The organism is Kitasatospora sp. NPDC001547 (assembly GCF_042894165.1).
In the GTDB taxonomy this organism is placed as follows: Bacteria; Actinomycetota; Actinomycetes; order Streptomycetales; family Streptomycetaceae; genus Kitasatospora.
Genome location: NZ_JBIAVL010000010.1, coordinates 93,489 through 116,747 on the forward strand (window position 1 = coordinate 93,489; position 23,259 = coordinate 116,747).

The following is a 23,259-nucleotide window of genomic DNA, read 5'->3' on the forward strand; positions in this document are numbered from 1 at the left end:
CCCGTGGCGACCTTCGAGTTCATGCTGCCGTACTACGGCGACGTGGCACTGATGCAGGCCGCGGTGCGGAGCATCCTCGCGCAGACCGACCGGGACTTCCGGCTGACCGTCATCGACGACGGCAAGGAGCCGGACGTCCCGGGCTGGTTCGCCGAGCTCGGCGACGACCGGGTGAGCTACCTGCGCAACGAGCGGAACCTCGGCATCACCAAGAACTTCCAGAAGTGCGTGGAGCTGTCGACGGCCGACCACGTGGTCATCATGGGCTGCGACGACCTGCTGCACCCGCACTACCTGGAGACCGTCCGGGCGATCGTCAAGGACAACCCGGACCTGGGCATGGTGCAGCCGGGCGTCGAGGTCATCGACGGCAACGGCGAGGTCAGCCGGTCCGGCCTGGCGGACAACGTCAAGGAGAAGATCTACGCGCCGACCGTCAAGGGCCGGCGGCTGATGGGCGGCGAGGAGCTGGCCGCGAGCGTGCTGCGCGGCAACTGGCTCTACTTCCCGTCGATCTGCTGGCGGGGCGAGGCGCTGCGCGCGGTCAACTTCCGCGACGAGTACTCGGTGATCCAGGACCTGGCCCTGGTGGTCGACCTGCTGGAGCGCGGCGAGCAGATGATGGTGGACAACACCACCGTCGTCTTCCAGTACCGCCGGCACGCCGTCAGCGAGTCCTCGGTGCAGGCCTTCTCCGGTACCCGGTTCACCGAGGCGGAGCGGTACTTCAACGCGGTGGCCGAGCGGATGGACGCCCGCGGCTGGCCGAAGGCCGCCCGTGCGGCCCGGTTCCGCAGCGCCTCCCGCCTGCACGCGCTGACCATGCTGCCGGGCGCGCTGAAGCGCGGCCAGCGGGCCGGCGCCAAGGTCCTGGTCCGCCACGCGCTGACCGGGGGAGAGCGGCACTGACCGCTCGGAAGTCCTGATACGGCACTGGGCCGGTAGTCCGAACTCGGACCACCGGCCCAGTGCCGTTCGCGGGCGGCCCCGCGGCCGGGTTACCCGAACTCGCCGAGGGGGCCGAGCGGGTCGGGCTGCCGTGGCGGGTACGGGTTGACCTTCGGGCACATCATCTTCCCGGTGTCGGGCACCGGGACGAGGAGGTCGCTGATGTCCCGCGGCTGCTTGCACTCGCCGTTGGGCGCGTAGCGCGAGCAGTGCCCCTTGGTGTCGGCGGTGGTCTGCGCGATCCAGGCCAGCGCGCCGGGGCCCCAGTGCGGGTCGGGCATGTACTTGCTGGCGGTGGCGGAACCGGCCATGCCGAAGAGCAGGCCCAGCGCGCAGACGGCGCCGACGGCCACACCGCGCGGGTTGAGGCGCAGCGGGAGCCGGCGGCCGGCCGGCTCGGCCGACTCGGTCTCGGGGGCCGCGGCGGCGCTCCGCCGGCGGCGGACGACCAGGTAACAGGCCAGGCCGACGAGGACCAGCAGGCAGTAGAGCAGCTGCGCGCTGGTGCGCGGGTAGAGCATGACGGCCTGGTCGCGCTCCATGTGGGAGGCGTACCAGTAGCGCATCAGCAGGGCGCTCGCGGTGCAGGCGGCGGCGGTCAGCACGGTGGCGCGGCCGATCCCGAGGGCCAGCGCCACGCCCAGGCCGACCAGCAGCAGGACCGTGAAGAGGCCGACCCCGCCGAGCTCGCCGGGGACCGGCCAGGTGCTCTGGCCGTCGGTGCCGGGGAGGTCGTCGCGCCACATCGCGAAGTAGGTCGGCTCGGTGTAGGTGTCGAAGTAGCAGTAGCGGTCGACCGTGCTGCCGGCGGACCCGAGCAGCCGGACCAGGTAGACGCCGGAGACGACCAGGAAGACCCCGCCGGCGGCACCGATCGCGCACAGGGCGTTGAGCAGGCCGCGGGTCCCGCCGGTGCGGCGGGCGCGCAGCAGCAGCACCAGGGTGAGCACCACCACGCCGGCCGCGGACCACACGAACCAGCCGGAGTAGAGGAGGAACAGCAGTCCGATCCCGAGGCCGAGCACGGCCCCGCGGACGGCGGCGGTGCGGCGTGGGAGCTCCGGGGCGCGCTGGAGGAGCTGCATCAGCTTCGCCAGCACGGGCAGGAAGGCGACGAGCACGAAGGTGGTGTACGGCTTGTACGGCTGCGCCATCGGCAGCGCGGCGGTGACGCCGATCCCGAGCGCCCAGAGCGGCGGCAGCAGCAGGCGCCAGGACAGGTAGGCGAGCGGGCCCATCAGGGCGACGAACGCCAGGTCGGCGAGCTTGAGCGCGTAGCCGACCTGTCCGTGGGTGACGTGCTCGGCGATGAAGGCGACGATGTGCGGGAACATCGGCGGGTAGGCGCCGTCGAGGGACTTGCCGTCCATCAGGGCGCCGACCCAGGCCTGGAGGCTCCCGGAGTCGCCGTGCTGGGCGTACAGCGGCCAGTTGGTGTCGCGCAGCGCGAGCGAGACGCCGGCCGCCAGGACACCGGAGGACAGGCCGGCGACCGCGGCGGCGGCGAACCGCACCGGGAGGTCGGCCCAGCGGCGCATCGCCGGCACCAGGATCAGGACGACGACGCCGAGCAGCAGCAGGAGCCGGAGCTGGAGCGCGGCGAGGCCGCTGACCTGGCCGATCCTCGACATGGGGTTCAGCCGGACGGACCATGCCAGCCCGGTCATGAACAGCGCCGCCGTGATCGCGGTCAGGATCTCCGCGGCCCAGAGGACGGCGGGGAGGCGAAGAGCGGCTGCCCGTCTCCTCTGGCTGGGCGGTATGCCCTGATGCCTGCCCGAGGCGGGGGCGGGCTGCACGCTCGTCGTCACTGTTCGGTCCTTCTGCTTTCCCGCAGCGATTCGGTGCGGAGGCGGTGTGTGGTTTCGGTGGCCGGACACCGCGATTCTGCCAGCACCCCGGCGGGCGGAGCCGCAGGGGCTGAACCACCGTTCCCGAGCGGGGCGTTGTCGTCCACGGGGGAGGAGCGCGTTGGCTCCGGCCGATCACCGCGTGGCACACTGCCGATGCGCTTCGACGAGCGGTGGACAGGAACCGTGGCGCGCCCGTCCGGAGCCCCATGGCGGGATCGTCCACTCACACAAGTAGGGAAGTGTCTCGGTGCAGCCGCTGATCGACTCTGCCCACACGTCCGACGGGCCGGGCCGGGGTGAGGACGGCGGCAGGAGCGCGCCGGACACCTGGGCCCCGGCCCTGCCGCCCCGGCTGCGGGCGCTGGCCGCCCACCGCTGGTTCTGGCCGGTGGCGCTGCTGCTCGGGTACGGGGCGCAGGTGGCGTTCCGCCTGCTGCTGTCCGTCCACAACTACTTCCCGTCGGTGCACGCCGACGAGGACTCCTACCTGGTGATCGCCCGGGTGCTGGCCGGCCGGCCGCCCACCGAGATGCCGGTCGGCGTGGTGATCCCCGGCGGGTACCCGCTGCTGATCGCGCCGGCGCTGCGGATCGCCGACAACCCGGCCACCGCGTACCACCTGGTGATGGGCATCAACGCGCTGCTCAACGCGCTGGTGTTCCCGCTCGCCGTGGCGGCGGCGCGCCGGGTGGGCCTGTCCCGGCCGCAGGCGTACCTGGCGGGCACCGCCGTGGCGCTGGTGCCGCCGGTGGTCTTCTACTCCCAGTTCGTCATGTCCGACACCGTGCTGCCGGTGCTGCTGCTGGCCTGGCTGCTCGCGATGCATGGCTGGCTGTCGCCCGGGCCGGCGCGCCGCCGGGCGCTGTACGCGGCGGGGATGGGCCTGGCGGCCGGCTACACGATGGCCACCCACGACCGCGGCGGCGTGGTCGTGGCGCTGACCGCGCTGGTCCTGGTGGTGGCGCTGGCCGTCGGCTGGGCGCCGCGGCTCGCCTCGCTGGCCGGCGTCGGCACGCTCGGGGTGTCGTACCTGGGCGCCAAGCTGCTGGCGGGATTCGTCGAGAGCCGGTTCAAGGACGTGCCGCCGAGCACCGTCGGCAACAAGGTCTTCGAGAACCTCGAGAACAGCGACTACCTCGGCACGATCGTCGCCCGCACCTTCGGGCAGCTGTGGTACTTCATGGTCTCCACGTACGGCTTCGGGGCGGTCGCCTTCGTGCTGTGCGTGGTGGTGGTGTTCCGCCGCCGGTACTCGGTGCCCGAGCGGGTGGTGGCCTTCACCATGGTGGCCATGCTGTTCGGCACCGCGCTGGCCTCCGCGGCCGGGCTGGCGGACAACGACCGGACCGACAACTGGGTGTACGCCCGGTACTGCGCGGTGCTGGTGCCGATGTTCCTGGTGGTCGGCCTGGCCGTGCTGTGGCGGGCCGGGGTGCGCGCGCTGCTGTGGCTGGCGCTGGCCGGCACGGTGGTGATCGGGGTCATCCAGCTGTCCGTCGGCGCGTACGCGGGCGCCGTGCTCAAGCTCTGGGTCAGCCCGTGGACCGTGCCGGACGCGATGTTCCTGGCCTCGACCTGGGACGGCCTGCACATGGTCCGGACGAGCTTCGGCGCGCTGGCGGTGCTGGGCGCGTGCCTGCTGCTGCGGGTGGCCGGCGGGCGCCGGGTGGTCGCCGCGGTGGTGGCCTGCGTGACGCTGTTCGCCGCCTACGCGACCATCGCCGTCACCGACAACGTCTCCGAGCCGCACGCCAAGGAGCGCAAGTACCAGGCGGTCGGCGTGGCCAAGGAGGCCGGGCTGCGCAAGGGCGACAACGTCGTCCTGGACCTGGACCTCGACTGGGACACCCGGATGGCGATGGCCTACGAGGTCTACTGGGGCCGGGTCTGGTCGGACGACCTGAAGGACGGCTCCGCCCCGCCGGAGAAGGCCACCGCGTACCTGGCGGCGACGTCCTCCCGCAAGGACGCCCCGCCGGAGGCCAGCTGGCCGGAGCCGAAGCCGGGCTGGCACATCGCGAAGCACAACAAGGAGCGCGGCTGGGTGCTCTGGCGCAAGGGCTGACCAGGGGCTTCACCCGATCGGGGCCGGTGGGGAACACCTCACCGGCCCCGATTGGCATCCTGGCTGCTCCATGTGGCAGTATGTCCAAGTTGCTCGGTTGAGTGCCGATGCTGCGCGCCTCCCGCCGGGAGGACCGGAAGCGAGTCCCATGTACTCGTCGTTCCCGTGATGGCCGTCAAGCGTGAGTTCTACGCCACGGCAGCTGCGGGGCGAAAGTACGGGAATCTTCCGGGAAGCGTGTGCGGGGTCTCGACCCGGCACCCCCCACCCCGAAAGTTTGAAACCGACGAAGTACTTCGCCGGTTTTTTGCAAGCGCGAGTGCGACACGCCCGAGCGCGGGGGTCGGAGGGGCAGTCGTGAAGTAACTAAGGACAAAGGACTACTGAGTAGCCATGGCGGGACAGAAGATCCGCATCCGGCTCAAGGCCTACGACCACGAGGTCATCGACTCCTCGGCGAAGAAGATCGTCGAGACGGTGATCCGTACTGGTGCGCAGGTCGCAGGCCCGGTGCCGCTGCCCACTGAGAAGAACGTGTACTGCGTCATCCGCTCGCCGCACAAGTACAAGGACTCGCGCGAGCACTTCGAGATGCGTACTCACAAGCGTCTGATCGACATCCTCGACCCCACGCCGAAGACGGTTGACTCGCTGATGCGTCTCGACCTGCCGGCGGGCGTCGACATCGAGATCAAGCTCTGAGAGGCGCACCGAAGATGGCTAAGCAGATTAAGGGCATCCTGGGCGAGAAGCTCGGCATGACCCAGGTCTGGGACGAGAACAACCGGGTCGTTCCGGTGACCGTCGTCAAGGCTGGGCCGAATGTCGTGACCCAGGTCCACACCGCCGACAGCCCGGCCGGCTACGACGCCGTCCAGATCGGCTTCGGCGAGATCGACCCCCGCAAGGTGAACAAGCCCCTCGCGGGCCACTTCGCCAAGGCCGGTGTCACCCCGCGCCGTCACCTGGTCGAGCTCCGTACCTCGGACGCGTCCGAGTACACCCTGGGCCAGGAGATCACCGCCGAGCTGTTCGAGGCGGGTGTCAAGGTCGACGTGACCGGCACCTCCAAGGGCAAGGGCTTCGCCGGTGTCATGAAGCGCCACAACTTCCGTGGTCTCGGCGCCGGTCACGGCACCCAGCGCAAGCACCGCTCGCCCGGTTCCATCGGTGGCTGCGCCACCCCGGGCCGTGTGTTCAAGGGCCTGCGCATGGCTGGTCGGATGGGCCACGAGCGTGTGACCACCCAGAACCTGACCGTGCACGCGGTCGACGCGGAGAAGGGTCTGCTGCTCATCAAGGGCGCCGTCCCGGGCCCGAACGGCGGCCTCGTCCTCGTCCGCACCGCGGCGAAGGGGCTGTGAAGGATATGAGCACCATTGACATCCTGTCGCCGGCTGGCGACAAGACCGGCAGCATCGAGCTGCCGGCCGAGATCTTCGACGCGAAGGTCAGCGTTCCGCTGATGCACCAGGTCGTCGTGGCGCAGCTCGCTGCGGCCCGTCAGGGCACCCACAAGACCAAGACTCGTGGCGAGGTCCGCGGCGGCGGCAAGAAGCCGTACCGCCAGAAGGGCACCGGCCGCGCCCGTCAGGGCTCGACCCGTGCGCCGCAGTTCGCCGGCGGTGGCGTCGTGCACGGTCCCGTGCCGCGCGACTACTCGCAGCGGACCCCGAAGAAGATGATCGCCGCCGCCCTGCGCGGTGCGCTCACCGACCGGGCCCGCCACAACCGCATTCACGTCGTCACCGGCGTGACCGCGACCGAGGCGCCGTCGACCAAGGCCGCCAAGAGCCTGTTCGGCAAGATCACCGAGCGCAAGAACGTCCTCCTGGTCGTCGAGCGCGAGGACGAGCTGGGCCTGAAGTCCGCTCGCAACCTGCCGCACGTGCACATCCTGGACGCCGGTCAGCTGAACACCTACGACGTGCTCGTCTCCGACGATGTGGTCTTCACCCAGGCCGCCTTCGAGCGTTTCGTGGCCGGTCCGGCCGCGTCCGCCAAGGCCGTTGCCGCTGAGGGCGAGCTCGAAGGGAGCGCCGCCTGATGAGCGACGTTACGAGCAAGACGTTCACGGACCCCCGTGACGTCCTGGTGAAGCCGGTCATCTCCGAGAAGAGCTACAGCCTTCTCGACGAGAACAAGTACACGTTCATCGTGTCGCCGGGCGCCAACAAGACCCAGATCAAGCAGGCCGTCGAGGCGGTCTTCTCGGTCAAGGTCGAGGCTGTCAACACGATCAACCGTCAGGGCAAGCGCAAGCGCTCCAAGACGGGCTTTGGCAAGCGCAAGGACACCAAGCGCGCCATCGTGACGCTGGCCGAGGGCAACCGCATCGACATCTTCGGTGGTCCGGTCTCCTGAATAGGGAGATCGTGATCGTCGATTAGGACGAGGACGAGAGAGCCAAATGGGCATCCGCAAGTACAAGCCGACTACGCCGGGCCGTCGTGGCTCCAGCGTGGCCGACTTCGTAGAAATCACGCGGTCCACTCCGGAGAAGTCGCTGGTTCGCCCGCTGCACAGCAAGGGCGGCCGTAACAACGCCGGTCGTGTCACCGCTCGCCACCAGGGTGGCGGTCACAAGCGCGCCTACCGCGTGATCGACTTCCGTCGTCACGACAAGGACGGCGTGCCGGCCAAGGTCGCGCACATCGAGTACGACCCGAACCGCACCGCGCGCATCGCGCTCCTGCACTACGCGGACGGCGAGAAGCGCTACATCATCGCGCCGCGCGGCATCGCGCAGGGTGACCGGATCGAGAACGGCGCTGGCGCCGACATCAAGCCGGGCAACAACCTGCCGCTGCGCAACATCCCGGTCGGTACCACCATCCACGCGGTGGAGCTGCGTCCCGGTGGCGGTGCCAAGCTGGCCCGCTCGGCCGGTTCCGGCATCCAGCTGCTGGCGCGTGAGGGCAAGATGGCGCACCTGCGCATGCCCTCCGGTGAGATCCGCCTGGTCGACGCGCGCTGCCGCGCCACCGTCGGCGAGGTCGGCAACGCCGAGCAGTCGAACATCAACTGGGGCAAGGCCGGCCGCATGCGCTGGAAGGGCGTCCGCCCGACCGTGCGTGGTGTCGCCATGAACCCGATCGACCACCCGCACGGTGGTGGTGAGGGTAAGACCTCCGGTGGTCGCCACCCGGTCTCGCCGTGGGGTAAGCCCGAGGGCCGTACCCGTCGCCCGAACAAGGCGTCGGACAAGCTCATCGTGCGCCGCCGCAAGACCAACAAGAAGCGCTAGGAGCAGGTCAGATGCCGCGCAGTCTTAAGAAGGGCCCCTTCATCGACGGCCACCTCATCAAGAAGGTGGACGCTCAGAACGAGGCGGGTACCCAGAACGTCATCAAGACCTGGTCCCGTCGTTCCGTGATCTCCCCGAGCATGCTCGGCCACACGATCGCGGTTCACGATGGCCGTAAGCACGTCCCGGTGTTCGTCACCGAGTCGATGGTCGGCCACAAGCTCGGCGAGTTCGCTCCGACCCGCACCTTCCGTGGCCACGTGAAGGAAGACCGGAAGTCGAAGCGTCGCTAGAAGGCCCATCTGTGGCCACTGGCCACGGGCTGAGCTTGCGCGCCAAAAAGACTCAATGACTTACTCCATTAAGGGGACAACCATGGAAGCCAGGGCACAGGCGCGGTACATCCGCGTGACGCCCATGAAGGCCCGCCGCGTGGTGGACCTCATCCGTGGCATGAATGCCACGGAGGCCCAGGCCGTCCTGCGTTTCGCTCCGCAGGCCGCCACCGTGCCGGTTGGCAAGGTGCTCGACAGCGCCATCGCCAACGCCGCGCACAACTACAACCACTCCAACGTGGACGACCTCTACATCTCCGAGGCGTACGTTGACGAGGGCCCGACCCTGAAGCGGTTCCGTCCGCGTGCCCAGGGCCGCGCCTACCGGATCCGCAAGCGGACCAGCCACATCACCGTGGTCGTCAGCAGCAAGGAAGGGACCCGGTAATGGGCCAGAAGGTTAACCCGCACGGGTTCCGCCTCGGCATCAGCACGGACTTCAAGTCCCGCTGGTACGCCGACAAGCTGTACAAGGACTACGTCAAGGAAGACGTCGCCATTCGTCGCATGATGACGAAGGGCATGGAGCGCGCCGGCATCTCCAAGGTCGAGATCGAGCGCACCCGCGACCGCGTCCGCGTCGACATCCACACCGCCCGCCCCGGCATCGTCATCGGTCGCCGTGGCACCGAGGCCGACCGCATCCGCGGCGACCTCGAGAAGCTGACCGGCAAGCAGGTCCAGCTGAACATCCTCGAGGTCAAGAACCCCGAGCTGGACGCCCAGCTCGTGGCTCAGGGCGTCGCGGAGCAGCTGTCCTCCCGCGTCTCCTTCCGCCGTGCCATGCGCAAGTCGATGCAGGGCACCATGAAGTCCGGCGCCAAGGGCATCAAGGTCCAGTGCTCCGGTCGTCTCGGCGGCGCCGAGATGAGCCGTTCGGAGTTCTACCGCGAGGGTCGCGTGCCGCTGCACACCCTGCGTGCGAACGTCGACTACGGCTTCTTCGAGGCCAAGACCACCTTCGGCCGCATCGGCGTGAAGGTCTGGATCTACAAGGGCGACGTCAAGAACATCGCCGAGGTCCGCGCTGAGAACGCCGCTGCCCGCTCCGGCAACCGCCCGGCCCGTCCCGAGGGTGGTCGTCCCGCCCGCGGTGGCGACCGTCGCGGTGGCGAGCGCGGTGGCCGTGGCCGTCGTCCCGCCGCTGCCGAGGCCCCCGCGGCCCCGGCCGTCGAGGCTCCGGCTGCCGAGAACACCGGAACGGAGGCCTGACCCAAATGCTGATCCCCCGTCGGGTCAAGCACCGCAAGCAGCACCACCCGAAGCGCCGTGGCGCTGCCAAGGGTGGCACCGAGCTGGCGTTCGGCCAGTTCGGCATCCAGGCCGTCACCCCGGCCTACGTGACGAACCGTCAGATCGAGTCCGCTCGTATCGCGATCACCCGTCACATCCGCCGTGGCGGCAAGGTCTGGATCAACATCTACCCGGACCGTCCGCTCACCAAGAAGCCGGCCGAGACCCGCATGGGTTCCGGTAAGGGTTCGCCGGAGTGGTGGATCGCGAACGTGCACCCGGGTCGGGTCATGTTCGAGCTGTCGTACCCGAACGAGAAGGTTGCTCGCGAGGCGCTCACCCGCGCCGCGCACAAGCTGCCGATGAAGTGCCGGATCGTCCGGCGCGAGGACGGTGAGAGCTGATGTCGGCCGCTACCAAGGCTGCTGAGCTTCGTCAGCTGGACAACGAGGGTCTCGTTGCCAAGCTCCGCGAGGCCAAGGAGGAGCTGTTCAACCTCCGCTTCCAGGCGGCGACCGGGCAGCTCGACAACCACGGCCGGCTCAAGCTGGTCCGTAAGGACATCGCGCGGATCTACACCCTGATGCGCGAGCGCGAGCTGGGCATCGAGACGGTGGAGAACGCCTGATGACTGAGAACACCAACGAGACGCGCGGTTTCCGCAAGACCCGTGAGGGTCTCGTCGTCAGCGACAAGATGGACAAGACCGTCGTCGTCGCCGTCGAGGACCGCGTCAAGCACGCTCTGTACGGCAAGGTCATCCGCCGTACGAACAAGCTGAAGGCGCACGACGAGGCGAACGCCTGCGGCATCGGCGACCGGGTCCTCCTCGCGGAGACCCGCCCGCTGTCCGCGACGAAGCGCTGGCGCGTCGTCGAGATCCTCGAGAAGGCCAAGTAACGAAGCCGATGTGGTACGGCCGTATGTGCAGCGGGTCCCTCCGGGGCGCCGATGTGAGCAGCGGCCGGCCCGTCGACTCTCGTTGACGATCAGGAGAAAGCTGTGATCCAGCAGGAGTCGCGACTGCGTGTTGCCGACAACACTGGTGCCAAGGAGATCCTTTGCATCCGTGTTCTCGGTGGCTCCGGTCGCCGCTACGCCGGAATCGGGGACGTCATCGTCGCGACCGTCAAGGACGCGATCCCCGGTGGCTCGGTGAAGAAGGGTGACGTGGTCAAGGCCGTCGTCGTCCGTACCGTGAAGGAGCGCCGTCGTCCGGACGGTTCCTACATCCGGTTCGACGAGAACGCCGCCGTCGTCCTCAAGAACACCGAGGGTGACCCCCGCGGTACCCGCATCTTCGGCCCGGTGGGCCGCGAGCTGCGCGACAAGAAGTTCATGAAGATCATCTCGCTGGCGCCGGAGGTGCTCTGACCCATGGCGAACAGCATGAAGATCAAGAAGGGTGACCTGGTTCAGGTCATCACCGGCAAGGACAAGGGCAAGCAGGGCAAGGTCATCCAGGCCATGCCGGCTGAGAACAAGGTCCTCGTCGAGGGTGTCAACCGGGTCAAGAAGCACACCAAGCCGGGTCCGGGTACCCAGGGTGGCATCGTGACCGTCGAGGCCCCGGTGCACGTCTCCAACGTCCAGCTGGTCGTGGAGAAGGACGGCAAGAAGGTCGTCACCCGCGTCGGCTACCGCTTCGACGACCAGGGCAACAAGATCCGCGTTGCCAAGCGAACCGGTGAGGACATCTGATGTCTGAGACGTCTGTTGAGAAGGTGGCCCCCCGCCTCAAGGAGCGTTACAACTCCGAGATCAAGGGCCAGCTGCACGAGCAGTTCAAGTACGAGAACGTCATGCTGATCCCCGGCCTGGTCAAGGTCGTGGTCAACATGGGTGTCGGCGAGGCCGCCCGTGACAGCAAGCTGATCGAGGGCGCGATCCGCGACCTGACCGCCATCACCGGTCAGAAGCCGGCCGTGACCAAGGCTCGCAAGTCCATCGCGCAGTTCAAGCTGCGCGAGGGCCAGCCGATCGGCACCCACGTCACCCTCCGCGGTGACCGCATGTGGGAGTTCCTGGACCGTCTGGTTTCGCTGGCCCTGCCGCGTATCCGTGACTTCCGTGGTCTCTCCCCGAAGCAGTTCGACGGCCGTGGCAACTACACCTTCGGTCTGACCGAGCAGGTTATGTTCCACGAGATCGACCAGGACAAGGTCGACCGTCAGCGCGGTATGGACATCACCGTCGTGACCACCGCTCAGACCGACGACGAGGGCCGGGCGCTCCTGCGCGCTCTGGGCTTCCCGTTCAAGGAGGCGTGAGCCAATGGCGAAGAAGTCCCTCATCGCGAAGTCCGAGCGCAAGCCGAAGTTCGGCGTCCGGGCCTACACCCGGTGCCAGCGCTGCGGCCGTCCGCACTCGGTGTACCGCAAGTTCGGCCTGTGCCGTGTCTGCCTCCGTGAGATGGCGCACCGCGGCGAGCTGCCGGGCGTGACCAAGAGCTCCTGGTAATCCAGGCGCTTTAGGCACACAGCGACGCAGAGGTGCCCGACCCCACCTGGCCCGCCGATCTCACAGTGCTGAGGTTTGGGCTGCCGTACGGATTCCCGTAAGGTAGTGGGGTCGGGCCCCCTGCCACGGCTTCCCCATGGACGACCGTGGCCCTTTCAAGGGCTCGCACCCAGTCTTACTACGTCGTAGGTCCCCTGCGCTTGTGCCCCTGACGAACTCGGAAGAGTGCGGAAGGGGGACCTGGTGCGGAGAAACCACGGCGAGAGAGGCCTGAGGCCATCATGACCATGACCGACCCCATCGCAGACATGCTCACGCGTCTGCGTAACGCGAACTCGGCGTACCACGACTCCGTGGCGATGCCGGCCAGCAAGATCAAGGCGCACGTCGCCGAGATCCTGCAGCAGGAGGGGTACATCTCCTCCTACAAGGTTGAGGAGCCGGCTGAGGGCGAGGTCGGCAAGAAGCTGACCATCGAGCTCAAGTTCGGCCCCAACCGTGAGCGCTCCATCGCCGGCATCAAGCGCATCAGCAAGCCGGGTCTGCGCGTTTACGCAAAGTCCACCAACCTGCCGAAGGTTCTCGGCGGCCTGGGCGTGGCGATCATCTCCACGTCGTCCGGCCTCCTGACCGACAAGCAGGCCGCCAAGAAGGGCGTAGGCGGAGAAGTTCTCGCCTACGTCTGGTAATTCGGGAAACGGAGGTACAGCAATGTCGCGCATTGGACGGCTGCCCATCCAGGTCCCCGCTGGCGTGGACGTCACCATCGATGGCCAGGCGGTCTCGGTGAAGGGCCCGAAGGGCTCGCTCACCCACGTCGTCGCCGAGCCGATCGAGATCGGCAAGGGCGAGGACGGCACCGTGCTCGTCACCCGCCCCAACGACGAGCGTCGCTCGAAGGCCCTGCACGGCCTGACCCGCACGCTGGTGGCGAACATGATCACCGGTGTGACCCAGGGCTACCGCAAGTCGCTGGAGATCAGCGGTGTTGGTTACCGTGTGACCGCGAAGGGCTCCGACATGGAGTTCGCGCTCGGTTACAGCCACCCGATCCTGATCGCCGCGCCGGAGGGCATCTCCTTCGTCGTCGAGTCGCCCACCAAGTTCCACGTGGACGGCATCGACAAGCAGAAGGTCGGCGAGGTCGCCGCGAACATCCGCAAGCTGCGCAAGCCCGACCCGTACAAGGCCAAGGGCGTCAAGTACGCGGGCGAGGTCATCCGCCGCAAGGTCGGAAAGAGTGGTAAGTAAGCGATGAGTGTCTCTGTCAAGATCGGCAAGGGCAACGCCTACAAGAGCGCCGCTCGCAAGCGCCGCGCGATCCGCGTTCGCAAGCGCGTCGTCGGCACCGAGGTGCGTCCGCGCCTCGTCGTGACGCGCTCGAACCGCCACATGGTCGCCCAGGTCATCGATGACGCCAAGGGTCACACCCTGGCGTCGGCGTCCACCCTCGACGTGTCCATCAAGGGCACCGAGGGCGACAAGACCGAGCTGGCCAAGAAGGTCGGGAGCCTGGTCGCCGAGCGCGCCAAGGCCGCCGGCATCGAGTCGGTCGTCTTCGACCGCGCGGGCAACCGGTACGCCGGCCGCATCGCCGCCCTGGCGGACGCGGCCCGCGAGGCCGGGCTCGACTTCTAAGCCGCTCGTCGACTCTGTCGACGGACGTAAACGAGAGAGGTAATTCCAATGGCTGGACCCCAGCGCCGCGAAGGCGGCGCCGGTCGCGGCACGGGTGGCGAGCGGCGCGACCGTAAGCGTGACGGTCAGGGCAACGCCCCGGCTGTCGAGAAGACCGCTTACGTCGAGCGCGTCGTCGCGATCAACCGTGTCGCCAAGGTTGTCAAGGGTGGCCGTCGCTTCAGCTTCACCGCGCTCGTCGTGGTGGGCGATGGCGAGGGCACCGTGGGTGTCGGTTACGGCAAGGCGAAGGAGGTTCCGGCCGCCATCGCCAAGGGTGTTGAGGAGGCCAAGAAGAACTTCTTCAAGGTCCCCCGTATCCAGGGCACCATCCCCCACCCCATCCAGGGTGAGAAGGCCGCCGGCGTCGTGCTGCTGAAGCCCGCCGCCCCCGGTACCGGTGTTATCGCCGGTGGTCCGGTGCGCGCCGTCCTGGAGTGCGCCGGCATCCACGACATCCTGTCGAAGTCGCTCGGCTCGGACAACGCGATCAACATCGTGCACGCCACCGTGGTGGCTCTGAAGGGCCTCGTCCGCCCCGAGGAGATCGCCGCCCGTCGTGGCCTGCCGCTGGAGGACGTGGCCCCCGCCGCTCTGCTGCGGGCGCGTGCTGCTGGGGTGAGCGCCTGATGGCTCGCCTGAAGATCACGCAGACCAAGTCGTACATCGGCAGCAAGCAGAACCACCGTGACACCCTGCGTTCGCTTGGTCTCAAGCGCATGCACGACGTCGTGGTGAAGGAGGACCGTCCCGAGATCCGCGGGATGGCCCACACGGTCCGTCACCTGGTGACGGTTGAGGAGGTGGACTGATCATGGGCGACAACCCGATCAAGATCCACAACCTGCGTCCCGCCCCGGGTGCCAAGACCGACAAGATCCGCGTGGGTCGTGGTGAGGGCTCCAAGGGTAAGACCGCTGGTCGTGGTACCAAGGGCACCAAGGCCCGCTACCAGGTTCCGCAGCGCTTCGAGGGTGGCCAGATGCCGCTCCACATGCGCCTGCCGAAGCTGAAGGGCTTCAAGAACCCGTTCAAGATCACCTTCCAGGTGGTGAACCTGGACAAGCTGGCCGAGCTCTACCCGCAGGGTGGCGAGGTCACGGTCGAGGACCTGGTCGCCAAGGGCGCGGTTCGCAAGAACTCGCTCGTCAAGGTGCTCGGCACCGGCGAGGTCTCGGTCGCCCTCCAGGTGACGGTCGACGCCGTCTCCGGTTCGGCCGCCGAGAAGATCAAGGCCGCGGGCGGCACGGTCACCGAGCTCGTCTGAGTTCGCTGACCCGGCCCCACGAGCCCCGCACCTCCTTCGGGAGGTGCGGGGCTCGTGCCGTTTCCCGGTGACATCGCGCCGGACGGTGCTCGTTCTTTTGTGTGGCAAACCCGGGCATCCCGTACCCCGTGAGTGGGGGAGCGGGCGTACGCGCTTCTTCGGAATGGCCGCGCACTGTTAGAGTCCGTGGAGTTCCCTTGTAGGCTGCGCGTAGGCTCGCCTGTGCCGTCTGTACGGGGGCCCGTACCGCAAACTCCCCATTCAGGACCGACCCTCCCGCCGACGACGCGCGGGAGGCGCAGGAGGCACCGTGCTCAGTGCGTTCGCGCGGGCGTTCCAGACGCCCGACCTGCGCAAGAAGCTGCTGTTCACGCTGGGCATCATGGTGCTGTTCCGGCTGGGCTCGCACATCCCGATTCCGGGCGTGAGTTTCACGGCCGTGAACGAGTGCGTGAAGGAGACCAAGAACAGTGGCCTCTTCGGACTCGTCAACCTGTTCAGCGGTGGCGCGCTCCTCCAGCTGACGATCTTCGCCCTCGGCATCATGCCGTACATCACGGCGAGCATCATCCTCCAGCTCCTCACCGTCGTGATCCCGCGACTGGAGATGCTGAAGAAGGAGGGACAGGCCGGCCAGGCGAAGATCACCCAGTACACCCGTTACCTGACCATCGCGCTCGCGGTGCTCCAGGGCACCGGCATCGTGGCGACGGCCTCCAGCGGCGCGCTGTTCTCCGGCTGCGTCTACGCGAACCAGATCGTCCCGGACACCAGCGTGTTCCGGATCACCGTCATGGTGCTCACCATGACCGCCGGCACCACGGTCATCATGTGGCTCGGCGAGCTGATCACGGACCGCGGCATCGGCAACGGCATGTCGCTGCTGATCTTCACCTCGATCGCGGCCCAGTTCCCGTCCTCGATGTGGGCGATCAAGCAGTCCGGCACCATCGGCGGCGGCTGGGTCGAGTTCCTCTCCGTGGTCGCGGTCGGCGTCATCGTCGTGATGCTGGTCATCTTCGTCGAGCAGGCCCAGCGCCGGATCCCGGTCCAGTACGCGAAGCGGATGATCGGCCGCCGGGCGTTCGGCGGCACCTCGACCTACATCCCGCTCAAGGTGAACCAGGCCGGTGTCATCCCGGTCATCTTCGCCTCGTCGCTGCTGTACATCCCCGCGCTGGTGGTCCAGCTGACCAACAGCCAGGCCGGCTGGGCCACGTGGATCCGGACGAACTTCGTCAAGGGTGACCACCCGATCTACATGGCCACCTACTTCCTGCTGATCGTCTTCTTCGCGTTCTTCTACGTCGCCATCTCCTTCAACCCCGAAGAAGTTGCCGACAACATGAAGAAGTATGGTGGGTTCATCCCGGGCATCCGGGCCGGCCGCCCGACGGCCGAGTACCTGAACTACGTGCTGACCCGAATCACGTGGCCGGGTTCGCTCTACCTGGGCCTGATCGCGTTGATCCCGATGATCGCCCTGGTCGCCTTCGGACAGCAGACCAACTTCCCGTTCGGCGGCACCAGCGTGCTCATCGTCGTCGGCGTCGGACTCGAAACTGTGAAGCAGATCGAGAGCCAGCTCCAGCAGCGCAATTACGAAGGGTTCCTCCGCTGATGCGTATCGTCCTCGTTGGTCCTCCCGGGGCCGGGAAGGGTACTCAGGCGCACCTGCTCGCCAAGACCCTGTCCATCCCCCACATCTCCACCGGCGACCTGTTCCGCGCGAACATCAGCCAGGGCACCCCCTTGGGGCTCGAGGCCAAGAGCTACATGGACGCGGGACACCTGGTGCCGGACGAGGTCACCATCGGGATGGCCAAGGACCGGATGCTCCAGCCGGACGCCGCCAAGGGCTTCCTGCTCGACGGCTTCCCGCGCAACCTGGGCCAGGCGAAGGCGCTCGACGAGTTCCTCGCCGAGCAGGGCATCAAGCTGGACGGCGTGCTGGACCTGGAGGTCCCCGAGGACGAGGTCGTCCGCCGGATCGCCGGCCGGCGCCTGTGCCGCAACGACGGCGGCCACGTCTTCCACGTGGACTACAACCCGCCGAAGACCGAGGGCGTCTGCGACGAGTGCGGCGGCGAGCTGTACCAGCGCTCGGACGACACCGAGGAGAAGGTGCGCACGCGCCTGGAGGTCTACCACACCGAGACCGAGCCGATCATCGACTACTACGTCCAGCAGGGCCTGGTGGCGACCATCTCGGCCCTCGGCAAGGTGGACGAGGTCACCGCCCGCTCGATCGAGGCGCTGAAGCAGGACAGCTGAGTCTCTCGGCGAACGTACGACGGTACGGCCGGGTCGCCCGCCCCAGCGCGGGTGGCCCGGCCGTTTCGGCGTCGTACGGTGGTAGCAGTGGTAATCCGGACTTGGAAGGCGTGACCAGATGGTGGAGATCAAGACCCCCGAGCAGATCGCGAAGATGCGAGCGGCCGGGCTGGTCGTCGCCGAGGCCCTGAAGGCCTGCCGCGAGGCGGTCGTCCCGGGGGTGACCACCCAGGAGCTCAACGACATCGCGGACAAGGTCATCACCGACCACGGTGCCACCTCGAACTTCCGCGCCCACCACGGCGGGCTCTGGTTCCCGGGCGTGATCTGCGCCTCGGTGAACAACGAGGTCGTGCACGGCATCCCCGGCGACCGGGTGCTCCAGGAGGGCGACGTCATCTCGATCGACTGCGGCGCCATCCTGGACGGCTGGCACGGCGACTCGGCCATCACCGTGGCGGTCGGCGAGGTCCGCCCGGAGGTCGAGATGCTGAGCCGGGTCACCGAGGGCTCGATGTGGGCCGGCATCGCCCAGATGAAGAAGAACAACCGCCTGGTGGACGTCTCCAAGGCGATCGAGGGCTACATCCGCCGCCAGCCGCTGCCGCCGAAGGGCAAGTGGGGCATCACCGAGGGGTACGGCGGCCACGGCATCGGCACCGCGATGCACATGGAGCCGCACGTGCTGAACTACGTCGAGCGCGGCCGCGGCAAGGGCCCGAAGCTGGTCCCCGGCACCGTGCTGGCGATCGAGCCGATGGTCTCGCTCGGCACCCCGCACACCACCGTGCTGGAGGACGACTGGACGGTCGTCACCAACGACGGCACCTGGGCCTCGCACTGGGAGCATTCGGTGGCCGTCACCGAGCAGGGCCCGCTGGTGCTGACCGCCTTCGACGGCGGCAAGGCGGAGCTGGCCAAGCTGGGCGTCACCGCGGCTCCGGACCCGCTCGCGTAGTCGGGGCGGCGCCGGCTGCCGCCGCTGACGGGGGACCAGGGCCCTGGAGGTTTGGACCTCCAGGGCTTTTGTCCTATTTTTATCGGCTGGTAGTGGTCCGCTGCCGCCTGACTGGTTTACGAGCGATGCAGGAGACAGCACGTGCTCAAGGGATTCCGCGACTTCATGATGCGCGGCAACGTCGTCGACATGGCCGTCGGTGTGGTCATCGGCGCCGCGTTCACCGCGGTGGTGACCGGCTTCGTGTCGGCGTTCCTCACCCCGCTGGTGGGTGTGGTGGTCGGCGCGGCCGGCGACTTCAGCTCGTACAAGGCGCACGTCGCCGGGGTGACCTTCCCGTACGGGCAGTTCCTCAACGTGCTGATCGCGTTCTTCATGACCGCCGCGGTGCTGTACTTCTGCGTGGTGCTGCCGATCACCAAGGCGACCGCGCGCTACATGCCGAAGAAGCCGAAGACCCCGAAGCGCCCCTGCCCGGAGTGCCTGACCGAGATCCCCGAGGCCGCCCGCCGCTGCTCGGCCTGCACCGCGCACGTCGAGCCGCTGACCGTCACCGCCCGGATCTGACCCGGTGGTGTGACGGCGACCGCTTTCCGGGGCCCCGGTTTTGGTCCCCCGGACGCGCTGGCGTAGGATGGACCGTCGGCTCACTCGTAGCGTGCTTCAGCACGCCCTCTTCCCCTCGGGGACGGGGTGAACCCAGGTTCGCACGAGCGTTCCGCATACGGTAGCCGGTCCCGGAAGGTGGATCTCGCAGTTCATGGCTAAGAAGCAAGGCGCCATTGAGATCGAGGGCACCGTGATCGAGTCTCTTCCGAACGCGATGTTCAAGGTCGAGCTGCAGAACGGTCACAAGGTCCTCGCGCACATCAGTGGCAAGATGCGCATGCACTACATCCGCATCCTGCCGGACGACCGGGTCGTGGTGGAGCTCAGCCCCTACGACCTCACGCGCGGGCGGATCGTCTACCGCTACAAGTAAGAACGTCAGATCTAGACCCGGAGAACCTGAACATGAAGGTCAAGCCGAGCGTCAAGAAGATCTGCGACAAGTGCAAGGTGATCCGCCGTCACGGCCGGGTCATGGTGATCTGCGACAACCTGCGCCACAAGCAGCGCCAGGGCTGATCGCTCTCCAGCATTTCTCGTAGTACTTCGCGCGACGCGAAAACGTCATAAGCGGGCTACCCGATCCGTCCGTTCGCGGTCGGACTGCCGCCCCCGGTCAGAGGCCGGGGCTCCATCGTCGAGAGGCGAAGGAGTAGGTAGCACGCAAGACCTCTGAAGAACCACAGGAGCCTTGAATGGCACGCCTCGCCGGCGTTGATCTCCCCCGTGAGAAGCGGATCGAGATCGCCCTCACCTACGTGTACGGCATCGGCCGTACCCGCGCCCAGCAGACCCTGGCCGAGACCGGTGTCAACCCGGATGTCCGCGTTCGCGACATCTCCGAGGACGACCTCGTCAAGCTGAGCCAGTACATCGACGCCAACTACACGGTCGAGGGTGACCTCCGCCGTGAGGTGGCCGCCGACATCCGCCGCAAGGTCGAGATCGGCTGCTACGAGGGTCTGCGTCACCGCCGCGGCCTGCCGGTCCGCGGCCAGCGCACCCACACCAACGCGCGTACCCGCAAGGGCCCGCGTCGCGCGATCGCCGGTAAGAAGAAGCCGGGCAAGAAGTAGTCCGTCCCGTCACCGGACATCCCTCCGGCCCGCGGGTCAGCGGACCGACCACCTCAGTAGGAGAACAGACTTATGCCCCCCAAGGGTCGTCAGGCTGCCGGCGCGAAGAAGATCCGCCGCAAGGAAAAGAAGAACGTCGCTCACGGCCACGCGCACATCAAGAGCACGTTCAACAACACCATCGTTTCGATCACCGACCCCTCGGGCAACGTGATCTCCTGGGCCTCCGCCGGCCACGTCGGCTTCAAGGGCTCGCGCAAGTCCACCCCGTTCGCCGCGCAGATGGCCGCTGAGGCCGCTGCCCGTCGCGCGCAGGAGCACGGCATGCGCAAGGTCGACGTCTTCGTGAAGGGTCCGGGCTCCGGCCGCGAGACCGCGATCCGTTCGCTCCAGGCCACCGGCCTGGAGGTCGGCTCGATCCAGGACGTCACCCCCACCCCGCACAACGGCTGCCGTCCGCCGAAGCGCCGCCGCGTCTGACGCAGCGCCTTCGGGCACGCGGTCCTGCTCCAAACCTCGTACGGGCTCCCACGCGGTGAGTGTCACTGCTCACGGGAGCCCGTACGCTTGGTCCTGTCGGCATCAAATAGTGGGTGCCGAAGACAACCGGAGGATTTCCCCCATGCTTATCGCTCAGCGTCCCTCGCTGACCGAAGAGGTCGTCGACGAGTTCCGCTCGCGGTTCGTGATCGAGCCGCTGGAGCCGGGCTTCGGCTACACCCTCGGCAACTCCCTGCGCCGCACGCTCCTGTCGTCGATCCCGGGTGCCGCTGTCACCAGCATCCGCATCGACGGCGTCCTGCACGAGTTCACCACCGTGCCGGGCGTCAAGGAGGACGTGACCGACCTCATCCTCAACATCAAGCAGCTGGTCGTCTCCTCGGAGCACGACGAGCCGGTCGTGATGTACCTGCGCAAGCAGGGCCCGGGTGTCGTCACCGCCGCCGACATCGCCCCGCCGGCGGGTGTCGAGGTGCACAACCCGGAGCTGGTCCTCGCCACCCTGAACGGCAAGGGCAAGCTGGAGATGGAGCTGACCGTCGAGCGCGGTCGCGGCTACGTCTCCGCCGTCCAGAACAAGGCCTCCGGCCAGGAGATCGGCCGCATCCCGGTCGACTCGATCTACAGCCCCGTGCTGAAGGTCACCTACAAGGTCGAGGCCACCCGTGTCGAGCAGCGGACCGACTTCGACAAGCTGATCGTCGACGTCGAGACCAAGCCCGCCATGCGTCCGCGCGACGCCATGGCCTCGGCCGGCAAGACCCTGGTGGAGCTGTTCGGCCTCGCCCGCGAGCTGAACATCGACGCCGAGGGCATCGACATGGGCCCGTCCCCGACGGACGCCGCCCTGGCCGCCGACCTGGCGCTGCCGATCGAGGAGCTGGAGCTCACCGTCCGCTCCTACAACTGCCTCAAGCGCGAGGGCATCCACACCGTGGGTGAGCTCGTCGCCCGCTCCGAGGCGGACCTGCTCGACATCCGCAACTTCGGCGCCAAGTCGATCGACGAGGTCAAGGCGAAGCTGGCCGGCATGGGCCTGGCCCTCAAGGACAGCCCGCCCGGGTTCGACCCGACCGCCGCCGCCGACGCCTTCGGCGCCGACGACCTCGACGACTCGCACTTCGCCGAGACCGAGCAGTACTAAGAGACCTGGCCGCGGGGGCGGTTCCACGGAGCCGCCCCCGTCGTCGTGAAAGTCGTACGGGCACCGTGCCCGTACGCCCGCTGCGGTACCTGGTACGGCCGTAGTCGGAGATTCAAGGAGTAATTCCATGCCGCGTCCCACCAAGGGTGCCCGCCTCGGCGGTGGCCCCCACCACGAGCCGCTGCTGCTCGCCGGTCTGGCCCGTGAGCTGTTCCAGTACGGCCGCATCACCACCACCGAGGCCAAGGCCCGCCGCCTGCGCCCGCTGGCGGAGAAGCTGATCACCAAGGCGAAGAAGGGCGACATCCACAACCGTCGCCTGGTGCGCAAGACCATCACCGACGTCTCGGTGCTGCACACCCTCTTCACCGAGATCGCGCCGCGCTACGAGAACCGCCCGGGTGGCTACACCCGCATCACCAAGGTCGGTCCCCGTCGTGGCGACAACGCCCCGATGGCCGTGATCGAGCTGGTCGAGGCGCTGACCGTCGCGCAGACCGCCGTCGGTGAGGCCGAGGCCGCCACCAAGCGTGCCGTCAAGGAGGCCGACGCCAAGGTCGAGGCCACCGAGACCGAGGCCGCCGAGCAGGCCTGACACCGCCAGGTGTGTTGCGGGCCCGCCCTCCCATCCGTGGGGGAGCGGGCCCGTTCCTCATGTCCAGGGAGTGGAGAGCAGTGGTCAACGATTGCGCCGAGCGGCCGCCGGTGAAGGACGGCCCGGCGGAGGGGTACGTCCGGGTCCGGCTCGACCTCGCCTACCAGGGCGCCGAGTTCTCCGGCTGGGCCCGCCAGAAGGGCGGCCGCCGGACGGTCCAGGAGGAGATCGAGACCGCGCTCCAGGTCGTCACCCGCAGCTCCGAACCGTTCCCGCTGACCGTGGCCGGCCGCACCGACGCCGGGGTGCACGCCCGCGGCCAGGTCGCCCACGTCGACCTGCCCGTCGAGCTGTGGGCGGATCACCGGGAGAAGCTGCTGCGCCGGCTGGCCGGCCGGCTCCCCGGGGACGTCCGGATCTACCGGGTCGGCGAGGCGCCGGCCGGGTTCGACGCCCGCTTCTCGGCGATCTGGCGCCGGTACGCGTACCGGGTCGCCGACCACCCCGGCGGGGTGGACCCGCTGCTGCGCGGCCACGTGCTCTGGCACGACCGCCCGCTGGACGTCGACCGGATGAACGCGGCCGCCGAGCTGCTGCTCGGCGAGCACGACTTCGCCGCGTACTGCAAGAAGCGCGAGGGCGCCACGACCATCCGCACCCTGCTGGAGCTGCGCTGGAACCGCGTCCCGGTGGACTCCTACGCCGCCCAGGAGGGCTCGCTGGCGGTCGCCACCGTCCGGGCGGACGCCTTCTGCCACAACATGGTCCGGGCGCTGGTCGGCGCGATGCTGCTGGTCGGCGACGGACACCGGCCGGTGGAGTTCCCCGGCGAGGTGCTGGCCGGCGGGGTGCGCAACTCGGCCGTCAACGTGATCCGGCCGTACGGGCTCACGCTGGAGGAGGTCGGCTACCCGCCGGACGACCAGCTGGCCGAGCGCAACCGGGCGGCCCGGCGGATGCGCACCCTGCCCGGGCAGAGCGCGCTGTGAGGTAATCCGTTTTGGCCCGGCGCGTCCG

The 23,259-nt window shown here is 68.3% G+C and carries 35 protein-coding genes; 34 read left to right on the forward strand and 1 reads right to left on the reverse strand.

The features are described from left to right. The first annotated feature begins 3 nt into the window (after positions 1-3). Positions 4-909: a glycosyltransferase family 2 protein gene (locus ACFY0X_RS19795; protein ID WP_387756327.1), complete on the forward strand. Its 906-nt coding sequence runs from the start codon at positions 4-6 to the stop codon at positions 907-909. Between the two features lie 89 nt (positions 910-998). On the opposite strand, the gene ACFY0X_RS19800 is transcribed toward ACFY0X_RS19795, so the two are convergent. Beyond that, positions 999-2,759, reverse strand: a complete 1,761-nt coding sequence (locus tag ACFY0X_RS19800) for a hypothetical protein (protein WP_387756329.1) — start codon at positions 2,757-2,759, stop codon at positions 999-1,001. Between the two features lie 289 nt (positions 2,760-3,048). Here ACFY0X_RS19800 and ACFY0X_RS19805 point away from each other — a divergent pair, with 289 nt between their 5' ends. The 33 genes from ACFY0X_RS19805 to truA all read left to right on the forward strand — a co-directional run bounded on the left by ACFY0X_RS19805 (position 3,049) and on the right by truA (position 23,231). After that, positions 3,049-4,866 carry a hypothetical protein gene (locus ACFY0X_RS19805; protein WP_387756331.1) on the forward strand — a complete coding sequence of 606 codons (1,818 nt, stop codon included), beginning with the start codon at positions 3,049-3,051 and terminating at the stop codon, positions 4,864-4,866. Positions 4,867-5,259: 393 nt separating this feature from the next. Beyond that, entirely contained in the window at positions 5,260-5,568 is a 309-nt protein-coding gene (gene rpsJ / locus ACFY0X_RS19810; protein ID WP_012785157.1) for a 30S ribosomal protein S10, read from the forward strand. 14 nt (positions 5,569-5,582) lie between these two features. Beyond that, positions 5,583-6,230, forward strand: a complete 648-nt coding sequence (gene rplC / locus ACFY0X_RS19815) for a 50S ribosomal protein L3 (RefSeq protein ID WP_153460994.1) — start codon at positions 5,583-5,585, stop codon at positions 6,228-6,230. A gap of 5 nt (positions 6,231-6,235) precedes the next feature. Then, on the forward strand, positions 6,236-6,913 hold the full coding sequence (rplD, locus tag ACFY0X_RS19820) for a 50S ribosomal protein L4 (protein WP_097237486.1): 678 nt from the start codon (positions 6,236-6,238) through the stop codon (positions 6,911-6,913). Further along, the gene (gene rplW / locus ACFY0X_RS19825; RefSeq protein ID WP_030280768.1) at positions 6,913-7,230 is read left to right on the forward strand and encodes a 50S ribosomal protein L23; all 318 of its coding nucleotides are present in this window, start codon (positions 6,913-6,915) and stop codon (positions 7,228-7,230) included. Before rplD ends, rplW begins: the two co-directional genes overlap by 1 nt. A 46-nt stretch (positions 7,231-7,276) precedes the next feature. After that, complete coding sequence (rplB, locus tag ACFY0X_RS19830; protein ID WP_030232466.1) at positions 7,277-8,113, forward strand: 50S ribosomal protein L2; 837 nt, start codon at positions 7,277-7,279, stop codon at positions 8,111-8,113. Between the two features lie 11 nt (positions 8,114-8,124). After that, entirely contained in the window at positions 8,125-8,406 is a 282-nt protein-coding gene (gene rpsS, locus ACFY0X_RS19835; protein WP_030280772.1) for a 30S ribosomal protein S19, read from the forward strand. An 82-nt stretch (positions 8,407-8,488) separates the two neighbouring features. Beyond that, a complete protein-coding gene (gene rplV / locus ACFY0X_RS19840; protein ID WP_030280773.1) occupies positions 8,489-8,836 on the forward strand; it encodes a 50S ribosomal protein L22 in 348 nt (115 codons plus the stop codon). After that, positions 8,836-9,660, forward strand: a complete 825-nt coding sequence (gene rpsC, locus ACFY0X_RS19845) for a 30S ribosomal protein S3 (protein ID WP_355253411.1) — start codon at positions 8,836-8,838, stop codon at positions 9,658-9,660. Before rplV ends, rpsC begins: the two co-directional genes overlap by 1 nt. A gap of 5 nt (positions 9,661-9,665) precedes the next feature. Beyond that, positions 9,666-10,085, forward strand: a complete 420-nt coding sequence (gene rplP / locus ACFY0X_RS19850; RefSeq protein WP_030232476.1) for a 50S ribosomal protein L16 — start codon at positions 9,666-9,668, stop codon at positions 10,083-10,085. Then, positions 10,085-10,309 carry a 50S ribosomal protein L29 gene (rpmC, locus tag ACFY0X_RS19855; RefSeq protein ID WP_030263491.1) on the forward strand — a complete coding sequence of 75 codons (225 nt, stop codon included), beginning with the start codon at positions 10,085-10,087 and terminating at the stop codon, positions 10,307-10,309. The genes rplP and rpmC overlap by 1 nt, the downstream gene beginning before the upstream one ends. Next, positions 10,309-10,581: a 30S ribosomal protein S17 gene (gene rpsQ / locus ACFY0X_RS19860; protein ID WP_030055826.1), complete on the forward strand. Its 273-nt coding sequence runs from the start codon at positions 10,309-10,311 to the stop codon at positions 10,579-10,581. The genes rpmC and rpsQ overlap by 1 nt, the downstream gene beginning before the upstream one ends. Positions 10,582-10,683: 102 nt before the next feature. After that, on the forward strand, positions 10,684-11,055 hold the full coding sequence (rplN, locus tag ACFY0X_RS19865) for a 50S ribosomal protein L14 (protein ID WP_196949334.1): 372 nt from the start codon (positions 10,684-10,686) through the stop codon (positions 11,053-11,055). Between the two features lie 15 nt (positions 11,056-11,070). After that, complete coding sequence (gene rplX / locus ACFY0X_RS19870) at positions 11,071-11,382, forward strand: 50S ribosomal protein L24 (protein WP_030263484.1); 312 nt, start codon at positions 11,071-11,073, stop codon at positions 11,380-11,382. Further along, positions 11,382-11,951, forward strand: coding sequence for a 50S ribosomal protein L5 (rplE, locus tag ACFY0X_RS19875; protein ID WP_316523506.1), 570 nt, complete (start codon positions 11,382-11,384; stop codon positions 11,949-11,951). The genes rplX and rplE overlap by 1 nt, the downstream gene beginning before the upstream one ends. Positions 11,952-11,955: 4 nt before the next feature. After that, positions 11,956-12,141 (forward strand): type Z 30S ribosomal protein S14, encoded by a 186-nt coding sequence (locus ACFY0X_RS19880; RefSeq protein ID WP_030055830.1) that lies wholly within the window; start codon positions 11,956-11,958, stop codon positions 12,139-12,141. A gap of 281 nt (positions 12,142-12,422) precedes the next feature. Further along, positions 12,423-12,830, forward strand: a complete 408-nt coding sequence (gene rpsH / locus ACFY0X_RS19885) for a 30S ribosomal protein S8 (RefSeq protein WP_238862988.1) — start codon at positions 12,423-12,425, stop codon at positions 12,828-12,830. 22 nt (positions 12,831-12,852) lie between these two features. Further along, the gene (gene rplF / locus ACFY0X_RS19890; protein ID WP_387756336.1) at positions 12,853-13,392 is read left to right on the forward strand and encodes a 50S ribosomal protein L6; all 540 of its coding nucleotides are present in this window, start codon (positions 12,853-12,855) and stop codon (positions 13,390-13,392) included. A 3-nt stretch (positions 13,393-13,395) separates the two neighbouring features. Next, a complete protein-coding gene (rplR, locus tag ACFY0X_RS19895; RefSeq protein ID WP_031063032.1) occupies positions 13,396-13,779 on the forward strand; it encodes a 50S ribosomal protein L18 in 384 nt (127 codons plus the stop codon). Between the two features lie 48 nt (positions 13,780-13,827). Then, the gene (gene rpsE, locus ACFY0X_RS19900; protein ID WP_316523510.1) at positions 13,828-14,448 is read left to right on the forward strand and encodes a 30S ribosomal protein S5; all 621 of its coding nucleotides are present in this window, start codon (positions 13,828-13,830) and stop codon (positions 14,446-14,448) included. Beyond that, the gene (rpmD, locus tag ACFY0X_RS19905; RefSeq protein ID WP_030055835.1) at positions 14,448-14,630 is read left to right on the forward strand and encodes a 50S ribosomal protein L30; all 183 of its coding nucleotides are present in this window, start codon (positions 14,448-14,450) and stop codon (positions 14,628-14,630) included. Before rpsE ends, rpmD begins: the two co-directional genes overlap by 1 nt. 2 nt (positions 14,631-14,632) lie before the next feature. After that, positions 14,633-15,085 (forward strand): 50S ribosomal protein L15, encoded by a 453-nt coding sequence (gene rplO, locus ACFY0X_RS19910; protein WP_030280790.1) that lies wholly within the window; start codon positions 14,633-14,635, stop codon positions 15,083-15,085. Between the two features lie 310 nt (positions 15,086-15,395). After that, positions 15,396-16,706 carry a preprotein translocase subunit SecY gene (gene secY, locus ACFY0X_RS19915; RefSeq protein WP_387756339.1) on the forward strand — a complete coding sequence of 437 codons (1,311 nt, stop codon included), beginning with the start codon at positions 15,396-15,398 and terminating at the stop codon, positions 16,704-16,706. Beyond that, positions 16,706-17,359 (forward strand): adenylate kinase, encoded by a 654-nt coding sequence (locus ACFY0X_RS19920; RefSeq protein WP_387756341.1) that lies wholly within the window; start codon positions 16,706-16,708, stop codon positions 17,357-17,359. The genes secY and ACFY0X_RS19920 overlap by 1 nt, the downstream gene beginning before the upstream one ends. 118 nt (positions 17,360-17,477) lie before the next feature. After that, positions 17,478-18,317 carry a type I methionyl aminopeptidase gene (gene map, locus ACFY0X_RS19925; protein WP_387756343.1) on the forward strand — a complete coding sequence of 280 codons (840 nt, stop codon included), beginning with the start codon at positions 17,478-17,480 and terminating at the stop codon, positions 18,315-18,317. Between the two features lie 141 nt (positions 18,318-18,458). Beyond that, positions 18,459-18,884, forward strand: coding sequence for a large conductance mechanosensitive channel protein MscL (mscL, locus tag ACFY0X_RS19930; protein WP_387756345.1), 426 nt, complete (start codon positions 18,459-18,461; stop codon positions 18,882-18,884). A gap of 193 nt (positions 18,885-19,077) precedes the next feature. Next, complete coding sequence (infA, locus tag ACFY0X_RS19935; RefSeq protein WP_003956442.1) at positions 19,078-19,299, forward strand: translation initiation factor IF-1; 222 nt, start codon at positions 19,078-19,080, stop codon at positions 19,297-19,299. Positions 19,300-19,331: 32 nt separating this feature from the next. Next, positions 19,332-19,445, forward strand: a complete 114-nt coding sequence (gene rpmJ, locus ACFY0X_RS19940; protein ID WP_003956441.1) for a 50S ribosomal protein L36 — start codon at positions 19,332-19,334, stop codon at positions 19,443-19,445. Between the two features lie 176 nt (positions 19,446-19,621). Beyond that, entirely contained in the window at positions 19,622-20,002 is a 381-nt protein-coding gene (gene rpsM / locus ACFY0X_RS19945; RefSeq protein ID WP_188306769.1) for a 30S ribosomal protein S13, read from the forward strand. A 72-nt stretch (positions 20,003-20,074) separates the two neighbouring features. Further along, complete coding sequence (gene rpsK, locus ACFY0X_RS19950; RefSeq protein WP_014136257.1) at positions 20,075-20,482, forward strand: 30S ribosomal protein S11; 408 nt, start codon at positions 20,075-20,077, stop codon at positions 20,480-20,482. A 142-nt stretch (positions 20,483-20,624) separates the two neighbouring features. Further along, on the forward strand, positions 20,625-21,647 hold the full coding sequence (locus ACFY0X_RS19955; RefSeq protein ID WP_049649049.1) for a DNA-directed RNA polymerase subunit alpha: 1,023 nt from the start codon (positions 20,625-20,627) through the stop codon (positions 21,645-21,647). A gap of 127 nt (positions 21,648-21,774) precedes the next feature. Then, positions 21,775-22,242 (forward strand): 50S ribosomal protein L17, encoded by a 468-nt coding sequence (rplQ, locus tag ACFY0X_RS19960; protein WP_387756347.1) that lies wholly within the window; start codon positions 21,775-21,777, stop codon positions 22,240-22,242. An 80-nt stretch (positions 22,243-22,322) separates the two neighbouring features. Beyond that, entirely contained in the window at positions 22,323-23,231 is a 909-nt protein-coding gene (gene truA, locus ACFY0X_RS19965; protein ID WP_387756349.1) for a tRNA pseudouridine(38-40) synthase TruA, read from the forward strand. The last annotated feature ends 28 nt before the right edge of the window (positions 23,232-23,259 follow it).